Source organism: Blastococcus mobilis (genome assembly GCF_900188025.1).
In the GTDB taxonomy this organism is placed as follows: domain Bacteria; phylum Actinomycetota; class Actinomycetes; order Mycobacteriales; family Geodermatophilaceae; genus Blastococcus_B; species Blastococcus_B mobilis.
This window is the reverse complement of the sequence record NZ_FZNO01000001.1, coordinates 51,534-67,133: the sequence shown is the minus strand read 5'-3', so window position 1 is coordinate 67,133 and position 15,600 is coordinate 51,534. Positions and strand designations below refer to the sequence as shown.

The 15,600-nt window shown below is 74.8% G+C and carries 18 protein-coding genes; 4 read left to right on the top strand and 14 right to left on the bottom strand.

Features of this window, described 5'->3' with window-relative positions; genetic code table 11:
• The first annotated feature begins 129 nt into the window (after positions 1 to 129).
• The 3 genes from CHB94_RS00340 to CHB94_RS00330 are packed head-to-tail and all read left to right on the top strand — an operon-like array spanning position 130 to position 4,668.
• On the top strand, positions 130 to 2,964 hold the full coding sequence (locus CHB94_RS00340; protein WP_089334602.1) for an FAD-binding and (Fe-S)-binding domain-containing protein: 2,835 nt from the start codon (positions 130 to 132) through the stop codon (positions 2,962 to 2,964).
• Positions 2,965 to 2,995: 31 nt separating this feature from the next.
• Positions 2,996 to 3,487 (top strand): cation:proton antiporter regulatory subunit, encoded by a 492-nt coding sequence (locus CHB94_RS00335; protein WP_089334601.1) that lies wholly within the window; start codon positions 2,996 to 2,998, stop codon positions 3,485 to 3,487.
• A gap of 14 nt (positions 3,488 to 3,501) precedes the next feature.
• Positions 3,502 to 4,668, top strand: a complete 1,167-nt coding sequence (locus CHB94_RS00330; RefSeq protein WP_089334600.1) for a cation:proton antiporter — start codon at positions 3,502 to 3,504, stop codon at positions 4,666 to 4,668.
• A 10-nt stretch (positions 4,669 to 4,678) separates the two neighbouring features.
• On the opposite strand, the gene CHB94_RS00325 is transcribed toward CHB94_RS00330, so the two are convergent.
• From CHB94_RS00325 to CHB94_RS00260, 14 genes are all read right to left on the bottom strand, one after another.
• Entirely contained in the window at positions 4,679 to 5,302 is a 624-nt protein-coding gene (locus tag CHB94_RS00325) for an SGNH/GDSL hydrolase family protein (protein ID WP_089334599.1), read from the bottom strand.
• Positions 5,303 to 5,342: 40 nt separating this feature from the next.
• Positions 5,343 to 6,119: a crotonase/enoyl-CoA hydratase family protein gene (locus CHB94_RS00320; RefSeq protein WP_089334598.1), complete on the bottom strand. Its 777-nt coding sequence runs from the start codon at positions 6,117 to 6,119 to the stop codon at positions 5,343 to 5,345.
• 126 nt (positions 6,120 to 6,245) lie between these two features.
• Entirely contained in the window at positions 6,246 to 7,013 is a 768-nt protein-coding gene (gene fabG / locus CHB94_RS00315) for a 3-oxoacyl-ACP reductase FabG (protein ID WP_089334597.1), read from the bottom strand.
• 131 nt (positions 7,014 to 7,144) lie between these two features.
• Positions 7,145 to 7,564, bottom strand: coding sequence for a DUF350 domain-containing protein (locus tag CHB94_RS00310; RefSeq protein WP_089334596.1), 420 nt, complete (start codon positions 7,562 to 7,564; stop codon positions 7,145 to 7,147).
• Between the two features lie 82 nt (positions 7,565 to 7,646).
• Positions 7,647 to 8,066 (bottom strand): ATP-binding protein, encoded by a 420-nt coding sequence (locus CHB94_RS00305; RefSeq protein ID WP_089334851.1) that lies wholly within the window; start codon positions 8,064 to 8,066, stop codon positions 7,647 to 7,649.
• Between the two features lie 35 nt (positions 8,067 to 8,101).
• Positions 8,102 to 8,365 carry a DUF8836 family protein gene (locus CHB94_RS00300; protein WP_089334595.1) on the bottom strand — a complete coding sequence of 88 codons (264 nt, stop codon included), beginning with the start codon at positions 8,363 to 8,365 and terminating at the stop codon, positions 8,102 to 8,104.
• 126 nt (positions 8,366 to 8,491) lie between these two features.
• On the bottom strand, positions 8,492 to 10,000 hold the full coding sequence (locus CHB94_RS00295) for an AI-2E family transporter (RefSeq protein ID WP_254920300.1): 1,509 nt from the start codon (positions 9,998 to 10,000) through the stop codon (positions 8,492 to 8,494).
• Between the two features lie 85 nt (positions 10,001 to 10,085).
• Positions 10,086 to 10,481, bottom strand: a complete 396-nt coding sequence (locus CHB94_RS00290) for an ankyrin repeat domain-containing protein (RefSeq protein WP_089334594.1) — start codon at positions 10,479 to 10,481, stop codon at positions 10,086 to 10,088.
• Positions 10,482 to 10,490: 9 nt separating this feature from the next.
• Entirely contained in the window at positions 10,491 to 10,988 is a 498-nt protein-coding gene (locus CHB94_RS00285) for a GNAT family N-acetyltransferase (protein WP_254920299.1), read from the bottom strand.
• Between the two features lie 46 nt (positions 10,989 to 11,034).
• Complete coding sequence (locus tag CHB94_RS00280; protein ID WP_089334593.1) at positions 11,035 to 11,787, bottom strand: dienelactone hydrolase family protein; 753 nt, start codon at positions 11,785 to 11,787, stop codon at positions 11,035 to 11,037.
• A 46-nt stretch (positions 11,788 to 11,833) separates the two neighbouring features.
• Complete coding sequence (locus CHB94_RS00275) at positions 11,834 to 12,379, bottom strand: hypothetical protein (protein WP_089334592.1); 546 nt, start codon at positions 12,377 to 12,379, stop codon at positions 11,834 to 11,836.
• A gap of 166 nt (positions 12,380 to 12,545) precedes the next feature.
• A complete protein-coding gene (locus CHB94_RS00270; protein WP_089334591.1) occupies positions 12,546 to 13,067 on the bottom strand; it encodes a hypothetical protein in 522 nt (173 codons plus the stop codon).
• 7 nt (positions 13,068 to 13,074) lie between these two features.
• Positions 13,075 to 13,662, bottom strand: coding sequence for an RNA polymerase sigma factor (locus CHB94_RS00265; RefSeq protein WP_089334590.1), 588 nt, complete (start codon positions 13,660 to 13,662; stop codon positions 13,075 to 13,077).
• 38 nt (positions 13,663 to 13,700) lie between these two features.
• Positions 13,701 to 14,168, bottom strand: a complete 468-nt coding sequence (locus CHB94_RS00260) for a PPOX class F420-dependent oxidoreductase (protein ID WP_089334589.1) — start codon at positions 14,166 to 14,168, stop codon at positions 13,701 to 13,703.
• 73 nt (positions 14,169 to 14,241) lie between these two features.
• On the opposite strand from CHB94_RS00260, the gene CHB94_RS00255 reads away from it, so the two are divergent.
• Positions 14,242 to 15,555: an AI-2E family transporter gene (locus tag CHB94_RS00255; protein ID WP_089334588.1), complete on the top strand. Its 1,314-nt coding sequence runs from the start codon at positions 14,242 to 14,244 to the stop codon at positions 15,553 to 15,555.
• Positions 15,556 to 15,600 lie beyond the last annotated feature (45 nt).

Here is a 15,600-nt window from a genome sequence, read left to right as displayed (position 1 = left end):
CCGGCGGAAGACCCCGTGGGAGCGGTCCGGCCGGTGACGGAGGGGCGTCGAAAGCCTGCAGGACCGGCAGACCGGCACGGCAGCCCCACCGGTTGGCCGGCGTGGACGCCGGAACGGAGACTCGCCACCATGACCACAGTCGCCCCTCCCGCGGCCGCCCGGGAGCTGGTGGACGCGCTCCGGCGGGCCGGCCTCGACGACGTCGACGACTCCGGCCTGGCGCGAGCCCTGTACTCCTCGGACGCCTCGCTGTACCGGGTGCTGCCGCGGGCCGTCGTCCGCCCCCGCCACGTCGACGAGATGGTGGCCACGCTGGAGGTCTGCCGCTCCCTCGGCGTGCCTCTGACGGCGCGCGGGGCCGGCACCTCGATCGCCGGGAACGCCGTCGGCCCGGGGGTGGTGCTGGACACCAGCCGGCATCTGTCCCGGGTGCTGGATGTCGACGCCGAGGCCCGGACGGCCACCGTCGAACCTGGTGTGGTGCAGGCCGCGCTGCAGGCCGCGGCGAAGCCGTCCGGGCTCCGGTTCGGGCCCGACCCGAGCACGCACAACCGCTGCACCGTCGGCGGGATGATCGGCAACAACGCCTGTGGCTCGCGGGCCCTGGGATACGGCCGGACTGCGGACAACGTCGTCGGCCTCGACGTCGTCACCGGCGCCGGCGAGCGGCTGCGGCTGGGCCCCGGTGCGCCCGGCGACGACGGCGTGCTCGCCGCCCTCTCCGCGCTCGTCGACTCCGAACTGGCGACCGTCCGCACCGAACTGGGCCGCTTCGGTCGCCAGGTGTCGGGCTACTCCCTGGAGCACCTGCTGCCCGAGCGCGGTTTCGACGTCGCCCGCGCCCTGGTCGGCAGCGAGGGCACGCTGGCGCTCGTGCTCGGCGCCACGGTGCGGCTGGTCACCGACGCACCGTTCCGCGGGCTGGTCGTCCTGGGCTATCCCACGATGGCCGACGCCGCCGACGCCACGCCGGCACTCCTGCCGCACTCCCCCACCGCCGTCGAGGGCCTGGACGCCCGGATGGTGCAGCGGCTGCGCGACGTGCCGGCCGCCGTTGTGCCCGAGCTGCCCCGCGGGGACGCCTGGTTGGTCGTCGAGCTCACCGGGGACAGCGTCGCGGAGGTGACCGACAAGGCCCGCCGGGTGCTCGCCGACGCGGGGGCGCTGGACGACCTCGTCGTCACCGACACCGCGGAGGCGGCGGCGATCTGGCGGATCCGGGAGGACGGCGCCGGGCTCGCCGCCCGCACGTCCGACGGGCATCCCGCGCACGCCGGCTGGGAGGACGCCGCCGTGCCGCCGGAGCGACTCGGCGACTACCTGCGCGAGTTCGAGGCGCTGCTCGACCAGCACGGCCTGCAGTGCGTTCCGTACGGCCACTTCGGTGACGGGTGCGTCCACGGGCGCATCGACTTCCCGTTCGGTTCCGGGGAGGACCGGGGCCGGGCGCGCTACCGCTCCTTCGTCGAGGACGCCGCCCGGCTCGTGGCGGGATACGGCGGCTCCCTCTCCGGTGAGCACGGCGACGGCCGGGCGCGCAGCGAGCTGCTCCAGCACATGTACAGCCCGGCGGCCCTCGGACTGTTCGAGCGGGTGAAGCAGCTCTTCGACCCCGCCGACCTGCTCAACCCGGGCGTGCTCGTCCGGCCGGCGCGGCTCGACGACGACGTCCGGATGGCCGCTGCCCCCGTCCTCCGGAACGGGCTCGCCCTGGCCTACCGGCACGACGGCGGGGACTTCTCCGGAGCCGTGCACCGGTGCACGGGCGTGGGCAAGTGCCGGGCCGACCTGCAGGCCGTCGGCGGCGTGATGTGCCCCTCGTGGCCGGCGACCCGGCAGGAGAAGGACACCACCCGGGGGCGGGCGCGGGTACTGCAGGAGATGCTCGCGCCCGGCGGTCCCGTCCGGGACTGGCGGTCGCCCGAGGTGCACGACGCCTTGGACCTCTGCCTGTCCTGCAAGGGCTGCTCCCGCGACTGCCCCACGGGCGTCGACATGGCCTCCTACAAGGCCGAGGTGCTCCACCAGTCCTACCGGCGCAGGCTCCGGCCCCGTGCGCACTACACCCTCGGCCGGCTCCCCCGCTGGGCCGATCTGGCCGCGCGGGCACCCCGGGTGGTCAACGCCGTACTCACCTCGCGCCTCGGCGGTCGGCTGGCGAAGTGGTCCGCGGGGATGGATCAGCGGCGCGACGTCCCCCCGTTCGCCCGGCGGACCTTCCGGCAGGAGTGGGCGGCGCGCACGCTCCCCACCGCGGACGGCGCACCGGTGGCGCTGTGGGTGGACTCGTTCACCGACCACTTCGCGCCGGAGGTGGCGCACGCCGCGGCCCGGGTGCTCGAAGCGGCCGGCTACCGGGTTCAGGTGCCCGGCGCCGACACCTGCTGCGGGCTGACCTGGATCACTACCGGCCAGCTGGACACCGCCCGGCGGATCCTCCGGTCGACGGTCGAGTCGCTGGCGCCGCTGGCCGACCAGGGCATCCCCATCGTCGGGGTGGAGCCGTCGTGCACCGCCGCCCTGCGCGGGGAGTCGCTCGAGCTGGTCGGCGGTCCGGCGGCCGAGCGGGTCGCCCGTGGCACCCGCACCCTGGCCGAGCTCCTCGCGGCCACCCCGGGATGGGAGCCGCCGTCGATGGCCGGCCTCGAGGTCGTGGCGCAGCCGCACTGCCACCACGCGTCGGTGATGGGCTGGTCGGCCGACGCCCGGCTGCTGGCGCGGGCCGACGCCCGGGTGACCCGGCTCGGCGGCTGCTGCGGCCTGGCCGGCAACTGGGGCGTGGAGCGCGGCCACCACGACGTCTCGGTGGCCATCGCCGGGCAGCAGCTGCTGCCCGCCGTCACCGGACTCGGGCCCGAGGCCGTCGTCCTCGCCGACGGGTTCTCCTGCCGCACCCAGCTCGACCAGCTCGCCGGCCGCCGCGGCCTGCACCTCGCCGAGCTCCTGGCCGAGCGGCTGCGCTGACCGCCGCCGCGGTTCTGCCACGATGCCCGTCATGGACCTCGAGGAGACCCTGCTGCCCGGCGTCGGTGTGCGCTACGAGGTGCGGATTCGAACGGGCGAGGTGCTCGGCATCGTCGTCCAGCGCGAGGGCGGGGCGGAGATCTCGGTGTACGACCGGCGCGACCCCGACCGCGTGCGCGACGTGTTCCGCCTGAGCCCCGAGGAGGCCGACGCGGTCGCGGAGGTGCTCGGGGCGCCGCGCCTGACCCAGCGCTTCGCGGACCTCTCCCGCGAGGTGCCCGGCCTGCGGTCGGCGCGGTTCCCGATCGCCCCGGGCTCCCCGTTCGACGGCCGCACCCTCGGCGACACCCGCGCCCGCACGCTGACCGGGTGCTCGATCGTCGCGCTCGTGCGCGACGCCGACGTCGTTCCCTCCCCCGGGCCGGAGCACGGGCTGCGTGCCGGCGACGTGCTGGTGGCCATCGGCTCGGCGAGCGGCCTGGAACAGCTGGACCGGCGACTGTCCGGCCAGGCCGACGGCTGATCGGGCCCTCCTCGGTGGACCACGTCGCCGCGCTCCTGGTCGAGCTCGGCCTGCTGTTCGTGGGGCTGTCGCTGCTCGGGCTGGCCGCCCGGCGCCTCGGGCTGTCACCGATCCCCTTCGTGCTGGTCGCCGCGCTCGCACTCGGGGAGGGCGGCGTCGTCCCGTTGAGCACCGCGGAGCCGTTCCTGACCGCGTCGGCCGAGATCGGCGTCGTCCTGCTGCTCTTCACCCTGGGCCTGGAGTTCTCCGCAACCGAACTGTTCGCGGCGTTCCGGCGGCACGCCCCGTCGGGTGTCGTGGACCTGGTCCTCAACGCGCCCCCCGGCTTCGCCGCCGGGCTGCTGCTGGGGCTGCCGTGGCAGGGTGCGCTGGCCCTCGCCGGCGTCACCTGGATCTCGTCGTCGGGGATCATCGCCCGGCTGCTCGGCGACCTCGGCCGGCTGGCCAACCGCGAGACCCCGGCCGTGCTCTCGGTCCTCGTGCTCGAGGACCTCGCGATGGCGCTCTTCCTCCCGCTGCTGGCGGTCGCACTGGCCGGCGCGGGGCCGATGTCGGCGCTGGGCGGGATCACGCTCGCGGTGGGTGCCGTGCTCGTGGTGCTCCTCGCCGCGCAGCGGCTCGGTCACCGGCTCGGCCGGCTGATGACCCACGACGACGACGAACAGGTGATGCTTCGGCTGGTCGGGCTGACGCTGCTCGTCGCGGGGCTGGCGCAGTCCGTCGGCGCCTCCGCCGCGGTCGGTGCGTTCCTGGTCGGGCTCGCGCTGCCGGCCTCCTTCGCCGACCGCGCCCGGGCCATCCTCAGCCCCCTGAGGGACCTCTTCGCCGCCACGTTCTTCGTCGCCTTCGGCCTGGCGACCGATCCGGGCGCGATCCTACCGGTGCTCCCTGCGGCCGTCGCCCTGGCCCTCGTCACGACCGCCACGAAGATCGCCACCGGCTGGTTCGCCGCCCGGCGCGATGGTGTGGGGGTGCCCGGCCGGTTGCGCGCGGGTACCGCGCTGGTGGCCCGCGGGGAGTTCTCCATCGTGATCGCCGGCCTGGCGGTGACCTCGGGGCTGCCGGAGATCGGGCCCGTGGCCACCGGCTACGTGCTGCTCCTGGCGGTGACCGGACCGGTGCTCACGCGGATCGCCGAGCCGATCGGCCTGCGCCTCGCGTCCGCGCCGTCGACCCGGTGAGCCCGCCGGGTCAGGCGGCGGCCTCGTCCCGGCGGCCCCGGGCGGCGGCGAGCACCGACGGCGTCAGCGCCGCCGCGATGCGCGCGTAGCCGGCCGACGAGGGGTGGAAGCGGTCGCTGGAGAACATCGCCGGATCGGCGGCGAACGCTCCGGCCACCTCGGCGGCCACTCCCGCGACCGATCCGCCCGCGGCCTCGACGACGGCCGCCTGCCGCTGTTGCAGCTGGACGCACGCGGCCCGGACGAGGGGGCGGAACGCCGGGGGGACGACGGGCACCATGGACATGTCCGGGGCGGGAACGGCGACGACGTCGGCGCCTCGCGCCCGCAGGGCGGTGACGGCTGCGGCCAGCGCGGCGGCCGCCTGCTCCGGAGGGACGAAGCGGGCCAGATCGTTCGCCCCGATCACCACGACGGCGAGGTCGGCGTCGAACGCCTCCGCGCGCCGGACCTGGGCGGCGAGATCGCCGGAGACGGCCCCGGGCACGGCCAGCACGCGCAGCTCGACGTCGAAGCCGTCGGCGGCCAGCTCGGCCGACAGCCGGCGCCCGAGCGTGTCCTCGGCACGGAGCGCACCGGTGCCGTAGGCGATGGAGTCCCCGAGGACGACGAGACGGAGAGGAGTGCGGGTCACACCCGCTCCAACGCCGCGAGACAACTCCGGATTTCCGGCGTCAGCGGCCGCGCCAGACCGGGAGCCGGCGCTCGGCGAACGCCGCCGAGCCCTCGCGGGCGTCCGCGGAGGCGAACACCGGGCCGACGACCTCGTCCTGCCGGTCCCACATCTCCTCCGGCGCCCAGCCCGGTGCCGACTGCACGATCTGCTTGGTCGCGGCCACGGCCAGCGGGCCGTTGGCGCCGATCACCTCGGCGACTTCCACGGCCGCGTCCAGCGCCGTCCCGTCATCGACCACCCGGTTCACCAGCCCGACCGCCGCCGCCCGCTCGGCGTCCATCGGCTCCCCGGTGAGCAGCAGCTCCAGAGCCACCGCCCGCGGCACCCGCTGCGGCAGCAGCAGCGCGGCACCCCCGGCGGCGACCAGGGAGCGCTTCACCTCCGGGACGCCGAAGCGGGCGCCCCGGCCGGCGACGACCAGGTCACAGGCGAGCACCAGCTCGAACCCGCCGGCCAGTGCCCCGCCCTCGACGGCCGCGATCAGCGGCTTGCCGGGCGGCGTCCGGGTGATCCCGCACAACCCCCGCCCTTCGATCGCCGGCGTCTCCCCGCGCAGGAACGCCTTGAGGTCCATCCCCGCGGAGAAGAAGCCCCCCGCCCCGGTGAGGACGCCGGCGCGCAGGTCGTCCGACGCGTCGAGCTCGTCCACGGCGGCCGCCACGTCGCGGGCGACCGCCGCGTCGAGTGCGTTGCGCGCCCGGGGCCGGTTGATGGTGACGACCTGCACGGCGCCGCGGCGCTCGACCATGACCGTGTCGTCCGCGCTGTCGGACATGTGCGCTCCTCCGGGAGACGGGCGCGGGGCCCGGGCCGCCGAATGGCTGCCCGGGCCCCGCGGTGTGGCCCCTGTGCAGTGTCCCGCCGCGAGCCTGCGAGCGGCGGGGGGCAGAGGGGTCCTCTGTCAGGCCTTCGGGCCACCTGCGGCGTAGACGACCTGGCCGGACACGAAGCCGGCACCCTCGCTGACGAAGAAGGAGACCAGGTGCGCGATGTCCTCGGGCTGGCCGACGCGGGCCACGGGGATCTGCGAGGCGGCGCCCTTGATGAAGTCCTCGAACGGGATGCCCATGCGCTCGGCGGTCGCCTTGGTCATCTCGGTCTGGATGAACCCGGGGGCGACGGCATTGGCGGTGACGCCGAACTTGCCCAGCTCGATGGCGAGGGTCTTGGTGAAGCCCTGCAGGCCGGCCTTGGCGGCGGCGTAGTTGGCCTGGCCGCGGTTGCCCAGCGCGGAGACGCTGGAGAGGTTCACGATCCGGCCCCACTTGGCGTCGATCATGTACTTCTGCGCCGCGCGGGTCATGAGGAACGCGCCCCGCAGGTGCACGTTCATGACGACGTCCCAGTCGGTCTCGGTCATCTTGAACAGCATGTTGTCGCGGGTGACACCGGCGTTGTTCACCAGCACGGTGGGGGCACCCAGCTCGGCGGCGACCCGGTCGACGGCGGCCTGGACCTGGTCGGCGTCACTGACGTCGGCGCCGACGGCCAGGGCGCGGCCACCGGCGGCCTCGATCGCCTCGACGGTGCTCTTCGCGGCGGCCTCCTCGAGGTCGAGGACGGCGACGGCGAACCCGTCCTGCGCCAGCCGGAGCGCCGTGGCCGCACCGATGCCGCGGGCCGCCCCGGTCACGATGGCCACCCGGGTACCTGCGCTTGCCTCGCTCATGAACGTTCCCTTCGAATCGGTTGCGGCTGCCGTTGCGGCGGGGGTTGATCCCGGCGACGGACCGGGAGCTGCGTCGGACACGTTACGTCCGGGCGTGCGGCGACCATCACACGGTGCGGTCCCGTCGCGTGTCAGGGCCAGATCGAGGCGACGATGATCACGGCGACCGCCAGCTGGACGGCGGCGCTGACCAGGCTGGCCGGGTGGAACTCGGGCTCCATCAGGTGCTGCCCCAGATGTCCGGGGAGGAGCACGTCCAGCGCGACGAACGCCACGGCCTGGAGCACGACCCCGAGGAGGCCGAAGACGACGGTGTAGAGGAGCGCCCGGCCGAACCCGCTGGTGGCGTTGGTCCAGATGCTGGCGAAGATGATCGCGCCCTGCCCGAGGAAACCCCCGGCGAGGGCGACGGCGGCATTGAGCGAGCGGTGCTCGGAGATGTGCCGGCCCAGGTTCCCCGGGGTGAGCAGATCGAGGGCGTAGAAGCCCACGACCAGCAGTGCGATGCCCACCCCGGTGTAGGCGGCGGCGAAGCCGATGCTCTCCAGCACGGGGAGGACCTCCGGACGGTGAGGTGACAAAGGGCCTGCCAGGTCTACCGCACCGACCCCCGGCGCGCACGGACCGGGCCTTTCACGCGCCGTCCGGAGCGCCTCCGCGGACGACGTCGATCCGGTCGAATCCCTCGGCGGTCGTGGGCGGCAGGAAGCGCGCCCGGGTCGCGAACACCCCCTGGAGCGGGACGCGCGCCCGCCCCTCCCGCACCTCGTTGCGTGCCAGACACAGCTCGGCCGGGGTGTCCATCCAGACCGCGCGCACCGGCACACCGGCGTCCCGGGCGGCGGCGATCAGCGGCGCCCGGTCCGCCGGCGCCGGATTGGTGTTGTCCACCACCACGCGGGCGCCGGCCGCGAGGAGTTCTGCGACGACGCGCCGCTGACGGCTCTCGCGGCGGCGGGCGTTCGGCCAGTGGTCCTTGCTCACGACCGTGTGGGTCCGGGCCAGGTGCCGGGCCACCCAGGTGGACTTCCCGCTCCCCTGGAGGCCGACCATCACCACCAGCTCCCCGCGCGGGCGGTCCGCGGTGGTCAGGCCGAGTGCCGCAGCGGCGTCACCGCGGCGTCGTCCTCCAGCGCCGCCCGCGGGGCGGGGTGCTCCACGAGTGCCAGCACCCGGCCGGCCATGAACCGCGCCGTGCGCACGGCCGTGCCCCCGCGGGTCGTCTCGGTCACCTCCACCACGCCACGCCCGTGGCTGACCTCGACCCGCCGCCCGGCGCGCGTCGCCTCGATGTCATAGGTGCGCGTGCTGCCGCCGGCGTCGATCACGACCTCGACCCGATCGCCCTTCATGTCCTGTCCCCTCCGCCGGGCGTCGGACGACGCCGTCGGCTTCGTGGGTACAACCTCCCAGACGGGGGTGACATTCCGGCGACACGCGTGCTGAGCTGGGCAGATGCAGGTTCTGACGGCGCGGGATCAGTGCTGTTCGGCCTCGGACGTCTGCGCGGCGCGACGGGGGTGATGGAGCCGGCGGACCGATGCCAACGCCGCTCGGCGGGCGTGCATCCGGCGCTTGGCGCGCATGGTCCGGGGCGCCCGCGGCTCCTCGCGCATCAGCGCGTCGAGCCAGTGCCCGCGCGGGTCGACGTCCACCAGCAGGGCCTTGACCAGCAGCGTCAGCGGGATCGCCAGCAGCGCACCGAGCGCGCCCAGCACCCAACCCCAGAACAGCAGGGCGACGAAGGTGACCGTCATCGACAACCCCACCGAGTCACCCACGAACCGCGGCTGGATCAGGGTCTGGACGACGAAGTTCAGCAGCGCGTAGACGATCACGATCGCGACCAGCTCCCCCCAGCCGCCGGCCAGCAGGCCGAGGATGGCCGGCGGCACGACGCCCAGGACGAAGCCGATGTTCGGCACGTAGTTGGTGACGAAGGCCAGCAGCCCCCACAGGCCCGCCGCCGGCACGCCGATGATCGCCAACGCGATCCAGTCGCCGACGGCCACGACGGCACCGAACACCGTGCTGACCAGCAGGTAGCTGCGCGTGCCCTGGGTGAACAGCGTCATCGCCACCGGTAGGTGGGGACGGTCCGCACCGACGAGGGCCATCCGGCGGGGGAAGCCGCTGGACTCGATCGCCATGAAGACCAGCGCCGAGAGCAGCAGGACCAGCGTGCTCGCCGCGCTGGTCAGCCGGGCGAGGACGTCGGTCGCCAGACCGACGAGCTGGCCGTAGTCGATCTGGCGGACGAGATCGGACAGCCGGCCGGACACCAGGCCGGCGTCGTTGAGCTCGTCGACGACGTCGTTGATGAGGATCTGCGCGCGTCCGGCGTAGTCCGGGAGCAGCGCGGCGAACTGGGCGGCGGACACCACCAGCAGCGCCACGAAAGCCAGGAGCACCGCCCAGACCAGCAGCAGGAGCACCGAGGTCGCCAGCCAGCGGGGCACGCCGACGCGGCGGAGCCAGCCCTGCACCGGCGCGAGCGCCACGACCACGACCAGGGCGAGGAACACGGGGGCGACCAGCCAGGCGACCGCGCGCAGACCCGCCACCGCGATGGTCGCCGCCGCGAGACCGGCCAGCAGGAGCAGCCAGCGCGGGATCCCGGGCGGCGGGGCCAGTGGCTCCGCGGCGGTCGAACCACCGGCGTTCCCGGCGGCAACCGCTTCCCCACCGCCCGGCGCCAGGTCGTCGGTCGCCACCCCGTCGTCCTCGGCCGGCACCAGGTCCTCGGGCGCCGACTCCACCGGCACCCCGTCCACGGGCGCCGAGTCGACGGGCACCCCGTCCACGGGCGTCGCCTCCACGGGCACCCCGTCCACGGGCGCCGAGTCGACGGGCTCCCCGGGCTCGGGCGCCGCCTCCACGGGCACCCCGTCCACGGCTGCCGAGTCGACGGGCTCCCCGGGCTCGGGGCGCGACAGCGCCCGGGGGCCGGTGTGGCCGGTCCCCGGCACGTCGGGTCGCACCGCCATGTCCACCCCTCCCCCCGGTCGTGCGTCCTGTCCTACACCGTGCCCGCATACGGGCCGGCGCGCCTACCGGGTGCTTCCCGGGGCGCTAGCGAGCCTCGAGCAGCTCCGCCATCGCCGGCAGCTCGAAGAACACCGCGGTGGCCCGCGCGCTGGGGGCGCCGGCGTCCGGGTCGGCACCGGCCTCGAGCAACCGGGACACGGTCTCGCTCGACTGCCGGAAGACGGCGGCGGCGAGCGCGGTCTGGCCGCGGTCGTTGGCCCGCGAGTGGTCCGCGCCCCGGTCGAGCAGAGCCGCGACCGTCTCGGGGTGCCCGTGGTAGGCGGCCAGGATCAGCAGCGTGTCGCCCTTGTCGTTGGTGAGGTTCACCGGGACGCCGGCGTCCAGGTACGCGGCCAGCTCCTCCGTGCGGCCACCACGGGCGAGGTCGAAGACCCGCCCGGCCAGTTCGATGACGCCCGGATCGATCGGCTCGCCTGTCACGCGCTCAGCCTAGGAGGACCCGGCGAGCTGGAGCTTCATGCCCTCGTGCGAGGCGACGAAGCCCAGTTCTTCGTAGAAGCGGTGCGCATCGGCACGGCTCTTGTCGGTGGTCAGCTGCACGAGGCCGCATCCCCGGCGCCGGGCCTCCTCCACCGCCCATCCGATCATCGCCGCGCCCAGCCCGTGGCCGCGGGCGCCCGCCGCCACCCGTACCGCCTCGATCTGCCCGCGCAGGGCACCGCGGCGGGCCAGACCCGGGAGGAACGTCAACTGCAGCGTCCCGACGAGGGCGTCGCCGTCCACCGCGGTGACCAACAGGTGGGCGGGATCGGCGTCGAGGAGGGCGAATGCCCGGCGATAGGGCGACAGGTCGCCGTCGGCCGACTCCCGGGTCGCCCCGAGGGGGTCGTCGGCCAGCAGCCCGACGAGCGCGGGGAGATCGGCGGCGGTCGCCCGCCGGAGCTCGATGGGTGTGCCGTCCACGGTCAGGGTCACGGGCAGCTCCACGCCGACAGTGTCGCCGAACCGGTCCGGGAACTCCGGGCCGGCTCGCTCAGCGGAGCGCCACCCGGTCGGTGAGCGCCAGGATGTGCTCCCACGCGTCGTGGCAGGCGTCGGCCCACTCACCGTGCGCCCGGTCGAGGAAGGAGTGCGGCGCGCCCTCGTAGACGACGGCGTCGACCTCGGCGCCGGCCGCGCGCATGGTGTCGGCCAACGCCAGCTGATCAGCCACCGGCGTCGCGGCGTCGGCGCCGGCGATCAGCATCACGGTGGGCAGGTGCGCCCGGCCCGCCGCGTCCCCGACGACCGACGGCTTGCCGTAGAAGCCCACGCAGCCGGCGAGATCGAGATCGCCGGCCGCCTGTCGCCAGGAGAGGCTGCCGCCGAGGCAGAAGCCGACCGTGACCACCGGCAGGTCCGCGCCGGCCCGCTCCCGCAGGTAGGCGATCCCGGCGGCGATGTCGGCGTCCATCGTCTCGGCGGTGGCCGCCTCGACGTGCGACCGCCACGCGAAGTCCGCATCCCGGACCCCGCCCTCGGCCACGCCGGCGGTCCGACCGAACCAGTCGATGGCCACGGTGGGCAGGCCGGCCTGCGCGAACTGGTCGGCGAGCGCCACGTAGAAGGGAAGGAGGCCTCGGACATCGGGCAGGAGCACGACCCCGGTCCCTGCCGAGGCCGCCGGTGCGGCGTACGCGGCCGAGAAGTCGGTGCCGTCCGCCGCGGTCAGCGTGAGGACGCCTCGTTCGGCGACGTCGCCGCGCCGGGGTGGCGCGGGCGGGCGGCTGTCGTGGTCGTGGCACATGCGCCCGGTTCTACCCGCGGGCCGGAGGGCCCGCCCGGTGAGCCGTTCAGCTGTCGGCGGCAGCATCCGCGGGCTGGGGGTCCCCGCCGAACACCCGGGTGGCCACCTCGCGGCGGGCGTCGGCCAGCCAGCCGTGCTGCTTGTCGGCCTGCGCGATCAGCCGCTCCAGCAGGCCGGCGTCGAGCCGGTGGTCCACTTCGGCGAGCGCCCGCAGGGTCTCGAAGCCGGCCCGCTTGGCCAGCACCGCGGTCGCGATGAACTCGAACTCGACCAGGTCACTGAGCGGGGAGCGGGACAGCACGCGCCCGTTGAGCTTGCCCCGGGAGAGCTTCTCCCCCACCCACGACGCCACCTGCTTGTACTGGCGGACCGGCAGGCCCAGCGCGGCCATCGAGGAGCGCAGTCTCGCCCGCTCCTCGCGCAGCTCGTCGAGCAGTTCCTCCAGCCGCGGCTCGTACGCGGTTCCCCGGTGCACGCCGAGCATCCGGCTGACCAGCTCGATCCCACCGGTGGCGGCGGCCAGGTGGTCGTTGCAGTAGATGCCGAGCAGGTCGGGGTTGCGGACGGCGCCGGCTGCGGGCGACTCGGACACGGGGCCTCCAGGGACGACGACGGGTCGTGGGCCATTCTGGCGTGCGGCTCCCCAGCCCGCTCCCCGCCCGATGAGCCGGTCGGGCTCGACGACGCAGTCCGGCCGATGCTCGCGGCCGCCCATGATCCCGTCGCCGTGGAGCCGGGCGTCGGGACGCCGACGGAGCTCACCCGCGCAGCAGGACCGCCACGCCCACACAGGCAGCAGCCCAGAGCCCGCTGGCCAGGGTTCCGACGATGAAGCGTTCCGCGGCCGCGGGCGCCCGCAGCTCGGCGAAGCGGCCCAGGCCCTTGACGGCGAGGACGACGGCGAGCCCCTCCGCCGAGCCGGCCAGCAGCGCCGCGGCGACGGCGGCCCGCTCGAGCACCCCGATCCAGGCGCCACCGCGGAGGATCGACGGATCCTGCGGTCCCCCCGCGACACCGACCGCGGCGGGGTCGGCCGCCCGGAGGACCAGGGTGGCGACCGGCCCGCCGCCCAGCACCGCGGCCAGGACGGCCGCGACGGTGACGCCCTGGAGCAGTCCCCCGGCCGGGTCGTCCGCGGCCCAGGCCAGGACGGCGGCGGCCGCCAGCAGGACGGCCAGGACCGCTCCGCCCCAGCGCGGGCGGACCCGCTCACCGCGAGCGGTCAGGGCGAGGCCACCGGCGGCGATGACGGCGAGCAGGACGAGGACGGCGACGCTCATGCGCGGTTCACCCCGCGGCCCGGCTCAGCAGACGGGCCGCCGTCGGCCGCAGTTCCCGTTCGAGGTCCCACAGCCCGGCGGCCAGCCGCTGCCCGACGGCCTGCCGGGAGATGCCGAGCGTCGTGGCGGCCTCGGCCTGGGTACGCCCGCCGCCGACCAGGGAGATCGCCTCCCACGCCTGCGGGCTGCGCCGGTCGACCAGGACCGCCAGCGCACTGAGCACGGCCTGCGCGTCACCCGCGTCGGCGGGTACCGCTCCGCGCACCGCGAGGCGGGACGGCCGCTGTTTCGCCGCGTCGACCGCCCGGCGGGCACTGAGGAACGCCTGCCCGGCCCCTGCCCGCGTGGTCGGCGGCAACGGTGTCTGCACGGGGCCGGCCCCCACCCCGATGCTCCAGCCGCCGGCCCGGACCAACCGCAGCACGACGTCGACCACGCGGTCGGGGTCGTCGAGCACACCTTGGAACTCGTCTCCGGCCGTCCGCTCGAATGCCAGCAGGGTCGGGACGTCGGCATTGAGCTCCTGGAGCGCGTCGGCGACCCGGTCCAGGGTCCGCCGACTCCCCTTTTGGTCCACGGTCAGCACGTAGGGCACCAGGCAAGCCTGACAGCTTTCTCTGGTCAAGGCAAGCCTCAGAGCTTGTCGGCCACCTCGGGCGGGAATCCTCCGGTCGCGATCGGACCCCAGCCGGTGATCGTGACGCGCATCAGCGACTTCCCCTGGCGGCTCATGGCCGCGCGGTACTCGTCCCAGTCCGGGTGTTCACCACTGATGGACCGGTAGTACTCGACCAGCGGTTCCACTGCCTCCGGCAGGTCGAGCACCTCCGCCCGCCCGTCGACCTGCACCCAGGCGCCGTCCCAGTCCGGGGACAGGACGCAGAGCGAGACCGCCGGGTCCCTCCGGGCGTTGGCCACCTTCGCCCGCTGCGGATAGGTCGAGACGACGATCCGGGACTCGGCATCCACGCCGTAGGTCACCGGCGAGAGCTGCACACCGCCCTCGCGGCGGTGGGTGAGCAGTACCGCCTGGTGCCGCGGGCGCAGGAAGTCCAGCAGGGCGTCGCGGTCAACTCGGTCGGCGGTCGCGGTCCTCGGCATGCCCGCGACGCTACGACGACGGGGCCTGCCCCGCCGTCCGGTCGGAAGCCGCCCGATGTGTTGTGATCACCGCATGAGGCTGCGCCTGCCCGGTCACGCGTCCGACCGCTCCGAGACCTCGGACCGGCCGGGCACGCGCAGGACGCCGTTCACCGGGGCGACCCCCGCCGAGGTGGGTGACGCCGTCACCCGGGCGCCCGCACCGCCCGAGGGCCGGGGGCCGAAGCTGCAGCGCGCCTCCCGCAACCTGGCCATCGCGTCGGCCCAGTTCCTGCTCATCGTCGCGGCCCTCGTCGTCCTGTTCTACGTCCTCGGCAGGCTGTGGTCGATCCTGCTGCCGATCGTGCTGGCTCTGCTCATCGCCACCGTCCTGTGGCCGCTCACCCGGTTCCTGCGCAGCCACCGCTGGCCGCCCGCGCTGGCTGCGGCGACGGTGCTGATCGGCTTCCTGGCGGCGTTCGTCGGCATCATCGCCGCCATCGCCCCACAGGTGGCCGACCAGGTCACCGAACTCGCCGACGCCGCCACGGCCGCCCTGCAGGACGTGCAGGAGTGGCTGCAGGGCCCGCCGCTCAACCTCGGCGAGGACCAGATCGGCGACGCCGTCGACTCGGTGATCAACTCCATCCAGGGCAACGCGCAGAACATCGCCGGCTACGCCCTCACCGGCGCCTCCGCCGTCGGCAGCGGCCTGATCAACCTGGTCCTGGCGCTGGTGCTGGTCTTCTTCTTCCTGAAGGACGGGCCGCGCTGGGTGCCCTGGCTGGCCGCCCAGACCGGGCCCCGCGCCGGCCGGCACGTCGCCGCCCTGTGCTACCAGACCTGGACGACGCTCTCGGAGTTCATCCGCCAGCAGGCCCTGGTCGGGTTCATCGACGCGTTCTTCATCGGTCTGGGACTCTGGATCCTCGACGTGCCCCTGGTGTTGCCGCTGGCGGTCCTGACCTTCTTCGGCGCCTTCATCCCCATCATCGGCGCGTTCGTCGCCGGCGCCTTCGCCGTCCTCATCGCCCTGGTCAGCAACGGCCTCACCACCGCGCTGATCGTGCTGCTCATCGTGCTGGTGGTGCAGCAGATCGAGGGCAACGTCCTGCAGCCGGTCATCCAGGGCCGCGGGTTCAACCTGCACGCCGCCGTCGTCATCCTCGCCGTCACCGCCGGCAGCAGTCTGGCGGGCATCATCGGCGCGTTCCTCTCGGTGCCGGTCGCCGCCCTCATCGCCGTGATCTACCGCTACGCCCGGGACGAACTCGACGAGCGCTCCCCTGAGATCGCCGACGACGGCACCCGCGCGGCGCTGATCGGCGACGAGTCCGGGGCGGCGGTGATCCAGGAGCCGGTCGCTCCACCCACCGGCGGCCCGTCGGAGGAACGCCCGGTCGGCTGACCCACCTCTCTCGGGGGGACGATGGGAATGCCGCGGCCTCCGTCG

What these genes read in the sequence shown, in the direction of transcription:
- CHB94_RS00340 (WP_089334602.1), top strand. Translation starts at nt 130, where the DNA reads ATGACCACAGTCGCCCCTCCCGCGGCCGCCCGGGAGCTGGTGGACGCG.
- CHB94_RS00335 (WP_089334601.1), top strand. Translation starts at nt 2,996, where the DNA reads ATGGACCTCGAGGAGACCCTGCTGCCCGGCGTCGGTGTGCGCTACGAG.
- CHB94_RS00320 (WP_089334598.1), bottom strand. Translation starts at nt 6,119, where the DNA reads ATGTCCGACAGCGCGGACGACACGGTCATGGTCGAGCGCCGCGGCGCC.
- fabG (WP_089334597.1), bottom strand. Translation starts at nt 7,013, where the DNA reads ATGAGCGAGGCAAGCGCAGGTACCCGGGTGGCCATCGTGACCGGGGCG.
- CHB94_RS00305 (WP_089334851.1), bottom strand. Translation starts at nt 8,066, where the DNA reads ATGGTCGGCCTCCAGGGGAGCGGGAAGTCCACCTGGGTGGCCCGGCAC.
- CHB94_RS00300 (WP_089334595.1), bottom strand. Translation starts at nt 8,365, where the DNA reads ATGAAGGGCGATCGGGTCGAGGTCGTGATCGACGCCGGCGGCAGCACG.
- CHB94_RS00295 (WP_254920300.1), bottom strand. Translation starts at nt 10,000, where the DNA reads ATGGCGGTGCGACCCGACGTGCCGGGGACCGGCCACACCGGCCCCCGG.
- CHB94_RS00280 (WP_089334593.1), bottom strand. Translation starts at nt 11,787, where the DNA reads ATGTGCCACGACCACGACAGCCGCCCGCCCGCGCCACCCCGGCGCGGC.
- CHB94_RS00270 (WP_089334591.1), bottom strand. Translation starts at nt 13,067, where the DNA reads ATGAGCGTCGCCGTCCTCGTCCTGCTCGCCGTCATCGCCGCCGGTGGC.
- CHB94_RS00260 (WP_089334589.1), bottom strand. Translation starts at nt 14,168, where the DNA reads ATGCCGAGGACCGCGACCGCCGACCGAGTTGACCGCGACGCCCTGCTG.
- CHB94_RS00255 (WP_089334588.1), top strand. Translation starts at nt 14,242, where the DNA reads ATGAGGCTGCGCCTGCCCGGTCACGCGTCCGACCGCTCCGAGACCTCG.